This window comes from Lichenicoccus sp. (genome assembly GCF_965276875.1).
GTDB lineage: Bacteria > Pseudomonadota > Alphaproteobacteria > Acetobacterales > Acetobacteraceae > Lichenicoccus.
Map to the genome: position 1 here is coordinate 2,582,526 of NZ_OZ255701.1, position 13,023 is coordinate 2,595,548.

Genomic DNA, 13,023 nt, shown 5'->3' on the forward strand with positions numbered 1-13,023 from the left:
GAGGCTTGGCGATGCGCCTGCTCGCCATCGGCCGCTTCCGGCCGGGACCGGAGCGTGACCTGTTCGCCCGCTACACGCAGCGCCTGCGGCCGGCGCTCGAACTCATCGAACTTGCCGAGGCGCGCGGTTCGGTCGGGGAAATCAGGCGCCGTGAAGGCCAGGCGTTGCTGGCAGCATTGCCCGCGAGCGCCTTCATGGTCGCCCTCGACGTGGCCGGCGACGCTCTTACGAGCCTGAGCCTGTCAACGGCGCTCGAATGCTGGCTAGGGCTGGGACGGCCGCTCTGCTTTGTCATCGGCGGCGCCGAGGGCCTCGATCGCCCAGTCATCGAGCGCGCCGACCGGGCGCTGTCGCTCGGCCCGCTGACCTGGCCACACATGCTGGCAAGGGTGCTCCTGGCGGAACAGCTCTACCGCGCCCAAACGATCGCAACCGGCCACCCCTACCATCGATCTGGCCGCCCGCAGGCGGACAGGCCGCAGAAAGGTGCATCGCTTCGGCAAACGGACGTTTGAAGAACAATACCGGCAACGATGGTTGCCATTCTGCGCAGCTCCGCCCGCTGAAGCGAAAGGTCATGGTCGTCAGTGGACACGCGAGCGTAGCCGCGGAGCATGGCGGTGAGGTCCGGCTGGGGCAGTCGATCAGTGGTGCATTGGCCTCGCTCGACCCGCTTCGTGTCCATTGTCCCAGGCGGGTCTCACTTCGGCTTTGCCATGCCTGCCATTTGCTTGAGCATGAACTGAGGCGCGACACGGCTCATCGCTTTCAGCACGTTGGAGAGGCCGGGCCGGATTTCGAGCTTGCCTGCCTCAATGCCCGCTATGGCGTGTTTGGCGAGCACCTGGACGCTCATTGCCTTCCGCCCCCGCATCTCGTCGGCGAACTCGCCGCGCAGCAGCGGCGTTTCGACGCCGGGCGGAGCCAACTCGACCACGGTCACGCCGGTGCCCAGGAGCTGGATGCGCAGAGACTGCGTGAAAGAGTGGATACCCGCCTTGGCAGCGCAGTAGACCGGCGCCACCGGAAGCGGGATGAAGGCCAGTCCCGACGAAACATTGACGACCAGCGCGCCGGGCCGGCTTCTCAGGTGTGGCAGGAACTGTTGAACCATCCGCATTGGCCCGCTGAGATTGATCTCGATCTCGCGCGTCACATCCTCAAGATCGCGCTTTTCGCTGAGCTTGAGGCTGCGCATGATTCCGGCGTTGTTGATCAGGGTGTCCAAGGCCGGAAAACGCGACAGCACGGCCTCGTGCAGCCCTGCAATGGCTTTAGGATCGCTGACGTCGCTCCTGAAGGCGTGAACGCCGGGAAGGGCCTGCGTGGCTGCGCGGAGCCTGTCCTGATCGCGGCCGGTCACGATCACCGTGTTTTTGCGCTCCAGCAGCCGCCGAGCCAGCTCAAGGCCGATGCCGCTCGTTCCTCCGGTGATCAGGACGGTTCTGTGTTCCAGCTTCATGCCAGGCTCCTTGCGCCCCAAGCTCCTTGCATCGATGAGGGTGCTTGTTGCCTGCAATTAAGCCATTTCACTCTCAATTCGGAAGAAGGCACTATTAAGTTCCATACTTACCAAAAGGAGAGTGAATATGTCCGCATTGCCACACTTCACGGCAGAGCAGATCGCGATGGCGAAGCTCTATGCCGCGGCCACGCCGCCCGATGATATCGATCCCCGGATCGAGGCGCTGGTGCATGAACTGATCGGGCGCGTCGCCGACAAATGGACGATGCTTGTCTTGGAGGTCTTGGGCGAGCACGGCGAATTGCGCTTTACGCGGCTGAGCGAGTTGGTGCCCGGCATCAGCCAAAAAATGCTCACCCAAACCCTGCGCCACATGGAGCGCGACGGCCTCTTGGTGCGGACCGTGCATGCCGTCGTGCCGCCCAAGGTCGAGTATAAGCTTACGACGCTCGGCCTGACCCTCGGCGCCGCCTTCTGTGGCGTGTGGGTGTGGGCGGTGGAGAACCTCAATGGAGTCGAGCAGGCACGCCAGACCTTCGACGGCAAAAGCAGGGCGGCCTGACATCCGACGCAGATCTGCCTCGGCTCGAAGCTTTTGCTATGACACCGCTGCCGAGATATCCCAATCCCTTACATAGCTTTCGTTCCGTTGCTGTTGAGACGCCAACATCAGTCTGAGCTTTGCTACATCTATTCAAGCCACGCCTTCGGCAATGTCGAGCAGCGGCTTGCCTTCGGCCTTGCCGTCCTCCAGGTCGGCATGTGCCACGCTGATCTGTTCCATGGCGTAGCGCCTGCCCAGCGCCAGCGACAGCGTGCCATCGGCGAGCCCGGCGTAGAGCGCCGCCGCGCGCGCCTGTATGGTGTCCGCGTCGGGCAGGTGGTCCTTCAACCGGGGACGGGTCAGATGAAGCGACCCGGCTTCGCCCAATTCGGCAGGGTTGAGGTCGTCCACGGCGCCCCCGGACGCCCCGAAGTTCACCACCAATCCCTTCTTGCGCGTCACCTTGAAATCGTCGCGTAGCGTTGGCTTGCCGACGGAGTCGAACACCACATCCACCCCGACGTCACCGGTCAGCTCAAGCAACGGTGCAACGAAGCCGCCTTGGCCTGACAGGAATACCTCGTGGGCGCCCCGTTCGCGCGCAATCCGCTTGTCGTCCTCGGCGCGCACCGTGCCGTAGACAATGGCCCCAAGACGCGCCGCGAAGCCGACGAGGAGCTGCCCTACACCTCCCGTCGCCGCGTGGACGAGGCAGGACCGCCCAGGTCCGAGGCGGCCGACATCCGTTGCCAGATAGTGCGCGGTAAATCCCTGGAACGTCGCGGCGGCAGCAAGGCAAAGCGGCACGGCGGGCGGCACGTGGACGAGCTGCCAGGCCGGCACGACGGCGAACTCGGCATGGCTGTTCCAGACGAGGCAGTAGGCGACCCGGTCGCCGGGGCGGAACCCGGTCACGCCGGCACCGACCCGCTCCACCGTTCCCGCCCCTTCCATGCCGATGGTGGTCGGCAGGTGAACGGGGTAGGTCTGCGAGTTCGCAAACGCGCCTTTGCGGGTTCCCCCGTCCATCACGTTGATCCCGGCATGGGCCATCCGCACCAGCACCTCGCCTGCGTCGGGAGCGGGCACCGGAATGTCCTGGAGCTGGAGCACCTCCGGTCCACCATACCGTTCGATGCGGATGGCCTTCATGTCGTCACCCTTTCCCGCGCGCCGGACGCGTGTCATCCATTTCTCTTGATGTTAGCTCGCCGAGACGGCGCGATCGGGCAGGATCAGAAGTTTGCCGTGCGCGTGTCCGCCGTGGCTCAGCGCAAGCGCTTGGCGCCAGTCCTCCATGCGGAACGTGCGCGCCACGGGCACGTTGAAACGCCCTTCGGCAGCAAGCTGCGCGAAGTGGCCGAGCACATCGTAGCGTGGAACCAGACCCGGCTCCCGGCCCGTGGTGCGAACGCCAAGCCCTTCTTCGTCAAAATCGGCGATGCTCATGACTCGACCGGCATCGCCGCCAGCAATCTTAATCAGATCGGGCAGCACACCCGGCGCGAGCGCGGTGTGCAGAACCAGATCTGGCGCTCCACCCGCAATCTTGCGAACCCGCTCCACCATGCCGTCGCCATAGGACGTGACCGCCGCACCCAAGTCCCGCAGGCGGCTCGCAAACGTGTCACCTGCTGTTGCGATCACATGAGCGCCGCGCATCAGCGCGATTTGGACGGCGGCAAAGCCCACCATCGTCCCGCCCCCGTTTATCAGGATGGTTTGGCCGCTCGACAAGCCGAGCAGGTCGAGGCTGCGCACAGCCGTCTCGACCGCCATCGGCAATGCAGCCGCTTCGTCAAGGTCAAGGCCATCGGGTACAGGCTCCCAGAAAGCCATAATCGCATAGTCCGATGCGCCGGCAGTTGGGTAGCCCATGTAATCGGGAACGCCGAAGACGGGATCTCCGATGCGGACATCCGTAACGTCTGCACCCACGGCATCGACGGTCCCGGAGACATCAAGACCTATGCCGCCAGGCACAGGCCCCGGCATTCCCCCCAGGCACAGGACCCAATCCATGGGGTTGAGCGCGCACGCGTGGACCCGCACGCGTATCTGGTCCGCTTTCGGTGTTGGAATGGGCGCATCCTCCAGGCGGAGCACGTCGGCCCATTCGCCATGGTTATGGAAGCGGAGCGTCCGCATGGTGGCTGGCTCTGAACTGCTCATGGCTGCTCTCCATTTTTCGGCGACGCGACCCTTCATCGTGGTCAGGCTTATATTCACGGACGTAATTTTATCGTCAGTCGCTGACAAGGGGGTGACGGTATCCATGCCGCGAGACGGAGACAAGGTGCGTCGTCGCCTGCAAGAGGCGGCCTTGAGGCTGTATGGTGAGCGCTGGTACGATCAGGCCACCGCTACAGAAGCGCGGCGTTCCTAACCGACTGGCGGCACTGACGGCTCAGGTGGGAATGGCTGCGTATAGCCAAGCCTTTTCGTCATGGTTGGACGGAGGGCCAAGCGACTTGGACGAACACCTCGCACGAGCCTTTCACGACGTCTACGATCTGTCGTCGCGTCTCTGACGAGGGCAAAATCCGATCAGGTGGAGTCACCTGATCGGATATATTTGCCCGCTTATCAGTATTCTAGAGCACTACTCCGGCGCCAAGCGGCGCGGGAAGTGCTCTAGACGGAATGCGTGAGCACATCAGCAACCGCACGCGCGGCGGCTGTCAGGCGGAATTGCCTGGGATGACACAGCTTCCATCCGGCGAGCGGCGGCAGGAACTCGGCCAGCAGAGACACGAGCCTGCCGCTGTCGGTGAACGGGACTGCGTAGGACTGGAGCACGAAAGCGATGCCGACGCCCTGCAGTGCGGCGGCGACGGCCGCCTCGCAATGGGACACAATCAGCGGCCCGGCGACCGCAACCGTCATCGCCTCGCCCGCTACTTCGAACCGCCAGCGCTGCGTCTCGCCTTTGGCGGGGCGCCACAGGATGCAGCGATGCTTCGCCAGCGCCTCGGGGGAAGCCGGAACGTCGCACGTTGCCAGATAGCCGGGCGACGCGACAGCGGCGTGCCGAAGGTCGGAGCCCAGTTCGTATGCGACCATACCGTCATCCACAAACGGCGCGCGCCGAATGATCAGATCATACCCGCTCGCCGCCACATCCAATGGCGCGTCATCCACCGTCAAGTCCAGAGTCACGTCCGGCAGGGTCTCGCGCAAGTGGCCCAGCATCGGCTCGACATGGCCGGCATAGGCCGGCCGCAGCGCGTGTAAGCGGACAACGCCGCGTGGCCGCGCCCGGCCGTCATGCGCCTCGGCTACCGCCGCCTCCATCTCGTCCAGGGCCGGAGCGAACCGCTCAAGCAGCCGGGCTCCCGCGCTGGTGAGCGAAACGCGGCGCGTCGTGCGGCTGAGCAGCGTGATGCCCAGTCGCTCTTCCAGCGCGCGTACGGTCTGGCTCAGCGTCGACGGGGCGACTCGCAGGTGCTCCGCCGCCCGCGCGAAGCTTTGCCGCCGGGCGACTTCGGCGAACGCGCGCAGTTCCGCAAATTCAGACCCACGCATTATGCACCGCTATGAAAGGAGTGACTTCGGTTTATGTACGATAGTCGAACAGCGGCGGAAGGCATAGGACAACGGCGGACCCGAGCCGAAGAAAGTAAGCGTCGCCCAATGAAGCCGAGGATGGTTCCTGCAACGTTAGCCGTGACGCTGACCGGAGCCGTTGCGGCGGTCTCGATCACGACGCTACGCACCGCTTCCGCGCGGGCCATATGTCGGGCTTTCGCCGCCTGGGGCCGCGGCAAGGGCTCCATTTACGACCTGATGGACGCGGACGCGCAGATTGTCATCTCCGGCACGTCGCCGCATTGCGGCACCTTCAGCAAGGCAGCCTTTCTGCGAGAGGTGGCGGGTCCCTTCATGGCGCGCTTCGCCGAACCGCCAGTGCCACAGCTCCGCACGCTCTTGGGGAACGTGGACTCCGTGGTCGTTCTGGCAGACGCAACCGGCACCACGCGGGACGGACAGGCCTACGCCAACGACTACGTATTCGTGTTCGAGATGGCGGGACGCCGAGTGACCAGGGTAGTCGAGTTCCTCGACATGGCCGCGTTCAACGCGGTGTGGGACCGGGTTGAGCCGGCGCCGATCCATGCCCGGTGAGCCGGCCATGCGTCGTTGGGTCATCGACCGCTTCGGCCGGGACGGTCTGCGGCTCGACGGGGCTCCGCTGCCCGTGGCCGGCCCCGGCGAGGCCCGCGTGCGCGTGGCGGCAGTGGCTCTCAACGCGCGCGACCTCATGATGATTGACCACGGCATGGGGCTGGACCTGTCCTTCCCGTTCGTTCCTGCGTCCGACATGGCGGGGGTCGTGGACGTGGTTGGCGGCGGCGTCAGTCGGTTCCGCCCCGGTGACCGGGTGATCGCCAGCTTTCTGCCCGAATGGATCGACGGCCGGCCGGGCGGTATGGCAAAGGATCCGTCCTATCGCACTCTCGGCGGCCATTATCCCGGCATACTGGCGGAATATGTTTGCATGCCCGAGGACTGGCTTGTTGCCGCACCTGCCTCGCTCGGGAACGCCGAGGCGGCGACGCTTCCCGTCGCGGGCCTAACCGCTTGGTTCGCCCTGGTGGAGCAGGGCCATGTCAGGGCCGGCGACAGCGTGCTTGTGCCCGGCACCGGCGGGGTGGCGCTGTTTGCTGTTCAGCTCGCCGCCGCGCACGGGGCGGAGGTCATCGTTACCTCCTCCAGCGACGACAAGCTCGCGCGCGTGGAGGCACTCGGCGCGCGACATGGCATCAATCGTAACGGCGAGGACGTGGTCGCGGCCGTTCACCGGATAACCGCGGGCCGCGGCGTTGACCATGTTCTCGACCTGGTTGGCGGCGAGAACTTTGCGGTCTCGATCGAGGCGGTCGCACCCGGCGGGCGGGTCTCCGTCATCGGGCTGCTCGGTAGCGCCGAACTGCGGGCGCCGACCACGCCCGTGCTGCTCAAGGCGCCGATGATCCAGGGCATCGTCACCGGCCACCGCCGTGCGTTGGAGGACTTGGTGCGTGCGGTGGATCGGATCGGGCTCAAGCCGGTGATCGACGGACGCTACGCTTTCACCAAACTGCCTAAGGCACTCGACCATCTTGCGAGCGGCGCCTTCGGCAAGGTCGTGGTCGAAGTGACGACTTCAGAGGATTGAACCACCATGCTAGACCTTGACCCGAAAGCGACCGCGCTGGTCGTGATCGACCTCCAGCAGGGAACTCTCTTGCCCGAGCCGGTGCCGTTCGGCAGCGACGCGATCGTCGGGCGGGCGGCAGCACTCGGGCGGGCCTTTGCCGATGCGGGCGCGCCCATCGCTCTGACGGTGACCGACTTCGCGCCCGGCTATGCCGACGCGCCACGCGGCAGGGCCGACGCGCCCTGGGCGCTGCCGCTGGAGGGATTGCCGCCGGGCTTCGCGACGCTGGTGCCCGAGATTGAAGCGTTGCCGGCCGCGGTCCGCATCACCAAGCGGCAAATGAGCGCCTTCTTCGGCGCAGAGCTCGACCTCCAGCTCCGCCGGCGCGGCTGTCGTGCCGTTGTGATCTGCGGGGTCGCGACCAACATGGGCGTCGAGGCGACCGCCCGCGCGGCGTTCGATCTCAACTACGACGTCGTGATCGCGGCTGACGCCTGCGGCAGCGTGGCACCCGGCCTGCATGCTTTCGCGGTGGACAACATTCTGCCCCGCATCGCGCGGGTGCGCGACGCGGCGGCTGTCATCAAGGCGATCCGGCGGCGAGCATGATGCCTAATACGAGTAGCAGACGCTCAAGCCGTCTGATGACGCAAGCCGTCTACGAGCAATGCGACCATTCGCTGCACATGGTCCGGACGGACGTCATGGGTCGACATGCATAGGCTTGCGGCCGCATTGAGGAACTCGTCGGCGTCGATGTCGCGTCGGACCGCACCGACCGCCATTGCCGTCTGAAATAAAGCCTGGAAGGCCGGCCTAAGACGCTGCTCCCGGCGCGCTGGCAATCCTTCGAACGCTGGGTCTCCCGAGTGCAACGCCTCCGCGAGGCCGCGCTTGGTCGCTGCGAGCTGGACGAAAAGCTGCATGCCTTCCGCGAGAGCCGCAAAGGGCGGATGCGTCGCCGCAAGTCTGTCCACGGCAGCAGCGCAGGCCTCCATTTCCTGGCGGAACACGGCCGCAATGAGATCGGCGCGGCGAGGGAAATGCCGGTAGACGGTGCCAATCCCGACCCCGGCGCGATCAGCGATGTCGCGGACAGGCGCATCGACGCCAGCGGCGGCGAACACCTCCTTGGCAGCCTGAAGCAGGACCACGAGGTTCCGCTGCGCGTCGGCGCGCGGCCCGCGGCCGGATCTCGGCGCCGCCTTCGGGCTCTCGTTGTGTCCAGTCGGCGCCTTGCTCACCCACATTCCCCCTTGCAAAACGGAACACGCTCCTGTTTTATACGGAGCCTGTTCCGTTTTAACGCTACCGCATGGGTTTGGCGGTTACAACGGGCGGAACACGCGCAATCAATGAGGTCGTGATGCAGGACAAAGCCGTCGCTCTGGTCACCGGAGCCAACCAGGGGATCGGGCTACAGATCGCCAGGGATCTCGTAAGCCACGGCTTCACGGTCCTGGTGGGATCACGTGACTTCGCGCGCGGCCAGGCCGCAGCCGGGGACATCGGTCAGGATGCGCATGCGATCCAGCTCGACGTCACCGACCAGGCCTCGATCGCCGAGGCCGCCGGGCGCGTCCGCACAGAGTTCGGCCGCCTTGATGTGCTGGTCCAGAACGCAGCTATTTCCAACAAGAGCAAGCGCGAGGGCCAATCGGTCCAGGAGTATGCGAAGACCACTCGCCCGAGCAACGTGGCGCTGGACGAGATGCGCGCCGTCTGGGAAACGAACGTGTTCGGCGTTCTCATGGTATATCAGGCCATGCTGCCCATTCTTCGCGCCACGCCGGGCGCACGCATTGTCAACGTGTCGAGCGGTGTTGGATCGCTTGGGCGGAATGCTGACCCGAGCTTCACTTACCGCCAAATTTTCGGCCCAGTCTACCCGGCGTCGAAGACCGCGCTCAACGCCCTGACGCTTGCCATGGCGATAGAGCTTGAGCCCGAGGGAATCAGGGTCAACGCCGTCTCTCCGGGCTATACGAGGACAAATCTGAACGGCTATTCGGGCACCGAGACGGTCGAAGAGGGCGCGCGTGAGGCGGTGCGCGTGGCGCTGCTAGCGCAGGATGGACCGACCGGCGGCTTTACCGGAAAGGATGGCCAGACGATTCCCTGGTGATCAAATCCTTCAGAAGTGGACAAGACGGCGTTCCACCACCCCGGAGCGTCGAGCACCTTGACGAAACGATATGATCTTAGACGACCAGCGGGTGTCGCGGAGATGACACCCACTTGAGCGAATGTTATGCTTCCAGCATGGTACTCTACCATCCCGTCACATCGAATTGACTGACTTTCAGCGGTGAACGTCAGGAGCCAGGTGGCGGCGGTCGAGTGCGCTTACACAAGTGAGATGCTTCGTGCGGACCTGCGCCTGCTGATGGAGCGCAAGCAGGGCAAGGCAGAGCCGGCCAGCGATCTTCCACAAAGCGAGGCACGTCCTTGACGCCGCCGGACTTCGCCTACTCGGACAAGCCGCCTTGCATGGCGAGCGAAGCCAGTCACGCGGCACTGGGTCATTACGACATCCTGGATACGCCGGCGGAACAGGGGTTCGACGATATTGTCCTGCTGGCGTCCAGGGCGTGCAGGACCCCCGTGGCCCTGGTAAGCTTTGTCGCCAGCGACCGGCAGTGGTTCAAGGCCCGGATCGGCTTCCCGACATGCCAAACCCCATTGGGCCAATCAGTTTGCGCCTTGGCGTTGCAGCAGTCCGAGACGTTCGTGATCCCGGACCTCAAGTTGGATGAGCGTACCCAGGGCAATACTCTTGTCACCCAACACCCCTTTATCCGGTTCTATGCGGGCGCCCTGCTCCGCTCCTCCGAAGGCACCCCCATTGGAACGCTTTGCGTCATAGACACCGAGCCCCGCTCGGAAGGCCTGACCGAGGTTCAACGGACCAGCTTGGAGGCGCTGGCCCGGCAGGTCATGGCGCAGTTGGAACTGCGCCGGCTGCTCAAGCAACAGGACCAGACGGTCCAGGCGCGGACCCGCGAACGGGACCGCGCCTGGCGGGTGTCGCAGGATCTGCTCGTGGTGGCCGACGCGGACGGCACGATGCGAGCGGTCAACGACACCTGGACGGCCCTGCTTGGCCGGGGGGAACGCGAACTGGTCGGGCGCAACTTCGTGGAGTTCGCCCACCCCGACGACCTCGACGCGACACGCGATACGCTTGCCGGCATCCTGGAGGCCCCGCTGACCCGCGCCTACGAGTTCCGCCTGCGCCACAAGGACGGCACCTATCGTTATTTCGCTTGGACCGGAGGCTTTGAGGCTGGGACGGTCTATGCAAACGGGCGGCACACGACAGCGGAGCGCGAACAGGCCGCAGCTTTTGCACAGACTGAGGAGCAGCTCCGCCAGAGCCAGAAAATGGAAGCGGTGGGCCTGCTCACGGGCGGCTTGGCGCACGACTTTAACAACTTGCTCCCTGGCATCAGCGGCAGCCTGGAGCTGATGCAGGGCCGCGTGGCGCAGGGTCGGATCAGGGACCTGGAGCGCTATCTTGTCGCCGCTCAGGGCGCGGCCAAGCGGGCCGCGGCGCTCACGCACCGCTTGCTCGCCTTCTCGCGCCGGCAGACGCTGGACCCCAAGCCCACCGACCTGAACCGCCTCGTGGCCGGCATGCAGGATCTGATTGAACGCACGACCGGGCCGGACGTGGCCGTAGAGCCTGTGGCGGGCGTCGGCCTTTGGACCGTGCTGGTAGACCCAGGCCAGTTGGAAAACGCGTTGTTGAACCTATGCATCAACGCTCGGGACGCCATGCCCGGCGGCGGCAGGATCACCGTCGAGACCGCCAATCGCTGGCTGGACGAACGCGCAAGCCACGAGCGGGACATGGTGCCGGGACAGTATGTGTCCCTGTGTGTGTCCGACAACGGCACCGGCATGGCGCCGGACGTGGTCGCCCGCGCCTTTGACCCGTTCTTCACCACCAAGCCGATCGGCATGGGGACGGGCCTGGGCTTGTCCATGGTGTACGGCTTCGCCCGGCAATCCGGCGGCCAAGCGCGCATCTACTCGGAGCTTGGGCAAGGCACGATGCTGTGCCTCTATTTGCCACGCCACGCCGAGGACGCGGATGCTCTCGAAGCCGCGGCCGAACTGCCCGAAGCACCCCGTGCCGGCCATGGCGAGACGGTGCTGGTCGTGGACGACGAGCCGACCGTGCGGATGCTGGTGGCGGACGTGCTGGCGGAGCTTGGCTATACCGCCATCGAGGCGGCCGACGGCGCGGCGGGGCTGCGGGTGGTGCAATCGGACACACGCATAGACCTGCTGGTCACCGACGTGGGCCTGCCCGGGGGCATGAACGGGCGGCAGGTCGCCGACGCGGCACGGGTTGCACGGCCCAGCCTCAGGATGCTGTTCATCACCGGCTACGCCGAAAACGCGGTGCTGAGCCACGGGCACCTGGAGCCGGGGATGCACGTCATGACGAAGCCGTTCGCAATGGAGGCGCTGGCCAGCAGAATCAAAGAAATCATCGCGGGACAGCAAGTGGCGGGTCAGGCTGCCAGGCGCTAGTGCACCGACCCAGACAAAGCGAACAGCTTTGTCTGGGTCTAAGGTGCCCTAGCATACTGATATCGAGCAGCTTTGACCCAAACAGACCTGTAAGGTCTGTTTGGGTCGCTGCACTAGCGCAGGCTGCGGTTCGGGCCGCTTTCGGCGACCAGCCCAGATGTCAGGTCGAGACCGGTGGCGGCGGGCGTTTCGGCGACTTCAGAATGTTGGCGGCGGAGGTCGCTTGGCGCCGGGTTGCCGGTCAGGGGCATGGCGGCATCGCTGCTCGCGGTGATGATACGGCCGCTGGTATCCGGCCGCGGATAGATGAAACCATAGGTCGGGTAGATGCTGCCGAAGGCGCCGTCATGGCCGATGGCCACGCGCACCGCGCTCCAGTCGTTGTTCGGCGACACATCGACGACGGTGACGTCGCGGCTGATGCCATTCGCGTTCCAGTGCGACTGGTCAATCAGGATGGTGCGGCTGTCGATGATCCGCGTGACGACGGCGACATGGCCAAGGCGCATGCGCCTGTTGGCGCGGAAGTTCAGAACGCTACCGACGTCAGGTGCGGTGCCGCGGGCATAGACACCGTCAGCGTTCTGCCACCAGTTCGCGGCATTGCCATGAAGCTTGACATCGGACGCGGCCTTGGCGAAAGCGACGCATTGCAAGACCCGGGGCAATCTCCGCGTCGGATGATGCTGCCAGGACGCGATTCTGTGGTGATGGGTCCGTGCGTGGCGGGCGGGATGTGCAGAGGCGGTGACACCTAGGCCGCAACAGGCGGTGAGCAGCAGGGTCGTTAAAAGCATACCCAGGCGCTCTTTTCGCCGCATCGCCACTGCCTCATCCCCGTTACACAAGGCTGGTAACAAGGGCGGTGCGACTCAGACAAGGCGTGGCGGCGTGCCTGAGCAGGATCAATTAAATTACACAAATCCGCCTAGGGTATGTGTCTCGTTTTAGGAATTAACTCCTCGTTTCGACAGGTCGCCTCACTTCGTGGTGGTCAGCATGATCTCGACGAGCATTCGCGGGTCGGCGAGCACGGCCTGCACGCAGGCGCGGGCCGGGGCGCCGCCTTCGGGGAGCCAGGCCGACCAGACTCGGTTGAACGCGTCGCGGTCGGCGATGTCCTTCAGCCAGATCATCGCCTGCAGCAACCGCGTCTTGTCGGTGCCGTGCTCTTCGAGCAGGGCGTCGAGCTGGTTGAGGATGTCCCGGGCCTGACCGGTGGTGTCGGCGTCGAGGTCGCGCGCGATCATCCCCTGGGTGAAAACAAAGCCGTGATACTCGACCGCCTTGGAGATGATCGGGCTCGGTTCGGTGCGGATGATCTTGCTCATG

Annotated in this window: 14 protein-coding genes; 7 read left to right on the forward strand and 7 right to left on the reverse strand. The window is 65.2% G+C overall.

Annotated features, from left to right (window positions below; translation table 11 throughout):
- The first annotated feature begins 11 nt into the window (after positions 1 to 11).
- Complete coding sequence (locus ACQY4K_RS12510; RefSeq protein WP_428390536.1) at positions 12 to 515, forward strand: 23S rRNA (pseudouridine(1915)-N(3))-methyltransferase RlmH; 504 nt, start codon at positions 12 to 14, stop codon at positions 513 to 515.
- Between the two features lie 185 nt (positions 516 to 700).
- On the opposite strand, the gene ACQY4K_RS12515 is transcribed toward ACQY4K_RS12510, so the two are convergent.
- Positions 701 to 1,462 (reverse strand): SDR family oxidoreductase, encoded by a 762-nt coding sequence (locus ACQY4K_RS12515; protein WP_428390537.1) that lies wholly within the window; start codon positions 1,460 to 1,462, stop codon positions 701 to 703.
- Positions 1,463 to 1,589: 127 nt separating this feature from the next.
- Here ACQY4K_RS12515 and ACQY4K_RS12520 point away from each other — a divergent pair, with 127 nt between their 5' ends.
- On the forward strand, positions 1,590 to 2,027 hold the full coding sequence (locus ACQY4K_RS12520; RefSeq protein ID WP_428390538.1) for a winged helix-turn-helix transcriptional regulator: 438 nt from the start codon (positions 1,590 to 1,592) through the stop codon (positions 2,025 to 2,027).
- A 132-nt stretch (positions 2,028 to 2,159) separates the two neighbouring features.
- Here ACQY4K_RS12520 and ACQY4K_RS12525 read toward each other — a convergent pair whose 3' ends face one another.
- The 3 genes from ACQY4K_RS12525 to ACQY4K_RS12535 form a co-directional block, all read right to left on the reverse strand.
- Complete coding sequence (locus tag ACQY4K_RS12525) at positions 2,160 to 3,161, reverse strand: quinone oxidoreductase family protein (RefSeq protein ID WP_428390539.1); 1,002 nt, start codon at positions 3,159 to 3,161, stop codon at positions 2,160 to 2,162.
- A gap of 51 nt (positions 3,162 to 3,212) precedes the next feature.
- Positions 3,213 to 4,181 (reverse strand): NADP-dependent oxidoreductase, encoded by a 969-nt coding sequence (locus tag ACQY4K_RS12530; RefSeq protein WP_428390540.1) that lies wholly within the window; start codon positions 4,179 to 4,181, stop codon positions 3,213 to 3,215.
- A 462-nt stretch (positions 4,182 to 4,643) separates the two neighbouring features.
- Positions 4,644 to 5,534 (reverse strand): LysR family transcriptional regulator, encoded by an 891-nt coding sequence (locus tag ACQY4K_RS12535; protein WP_428390541.1) that lies wholly within the window; start codon positions 5,532 to 5,534, stop codon positions 4,644 to 4,646.
- A 141-nt stretch (positions 5,535 to 5,675) separates the two neighbouring features.
- On the opposite strand from ACQY4K_RS12535, the gene ACQY4K_RS12540 reads away from it, so the two are divergent.
- From ACQY4K_RS12540 to ACQY4K_RS12550, 3 genes are read left to right on the forward strand one after another with little or no spacing between them, the layout of a single operon-like run.
- The gene (locus tag ACQY4K_RS12540) at positions 5,676 to 6,134 is read left to right on the forward strand and encodes a nuclear transport factor 2 family protein (protein WP_428390542.1); all 459 of its coding nucleotides are present in this window, start codon (positions 5,676 to 5,678) and stop codon (positions 6,132 to 6,134) included.
- 7 nt (positions 6,135 to 6,141) lie between these two features.
- A complete protein-coding gene (locus tag ACQY4K_RS12545; RefSeq protein WP_428390543.1) occupies positions 6,142 to 7,167 on the forward strand; it encodes a zinc-dependent alcohol dehydrogenase family protein in 1,026 nt (341 codons plus the stop codon).
- A gap of 6 nt (positions 7,168 to 7,173) precedes the next feature.
- On the forward strand, positions 7,174 to 7,758 hold the full coding sequence (locus ACQY4K_RS12550) for an isochorismatase family protein (protein WP_428390544.1): 585 nt from the start codon (positions 7,174 to 7,176) through the stop codon (positions 7,756 to 7,758).
- Positions 7,759 to 7,781: 23 nt separating this feature from the next.
- Here the strand turns inward: ACQY4K_RS12550 and ACQY4K_RS12555 are convergent, their stop codons facing one another.
- A complete protein-coding gene (locus tag ACQY4K_RS12555) occupies positions 7,782 to 8,393 on the reverse strand; it encodes a TetR/AcrR family transcriptional regulator (RefSeq protein WP_428390545.1) in 612 nt (203 codons plus the stop codon).
- Between the two features lie 122 nt (positions 8,394 to 8,515).
- Between ACQY4K_RS12555 and ACQY4K_RS12560 the strand changes: the two genes are divergently transcribed.
- Together ACQY4K_RS12560 and ACQY4K_RS12565 are read left to right on the forward strand one after the other, a co-directional pair.
- A complete protein-coding gene (locus ACQY4K_RS12560; protein ID WP_428390546.1) occupies positions 8,516 to 9,274 on the forward strand; it encodes an SDR family NAD(P)-dependent oxidoreductase in 759 nt (252 codons plus the stop codon).
- Positions 9,275 to 9,597: 323 nt separating this feature from the next.
- On the forward strand, positions 9,598 to 11,691 hold the full coding sequence (locus ACQY4K_RS12565) for an ATP-binding protein (protein WP_428390547.1): 2,094 nt from the start codon (positions 9,598 to 9,600) through the stop codon (positions 11,689 to 11,691).
- 113 nt (positions 11,692 to 11,804) lie between these two features.
- Here the strand turns inward: ACQY4K_RS12565 and ACQY4K_RS12570 are convergent, their stop codons facing one another.
- Positions 11,805 to 12,488, reverse strand: coding sequence for a CHAP domain-containing protein (locus tag ACQY4K_RS12570; RefSeq protein ID WP_428390548.1), 684 nt, complete (start codon positions 12,486 to 12,488; stop codon positions 11,805 to 11,807).
- A 183-nt stretch (positions 12,489 to 12,671) separates the two neighbouring features.
- The gene (locus ACQY4K_RS12575; RefSeq protein WP_428390549.1) at positions 12,672 to 13,022 is read right to left on the reverse strand and encodes a RidA family protein; all 351 of its coding nucleotides are present in this window, start codon (positions 13,020 to 13,022) and stop codon (positions 12,672 to 12,674) included.
- Between the last annotated feature and the right edge of the window lies 1 nt (position 13,023).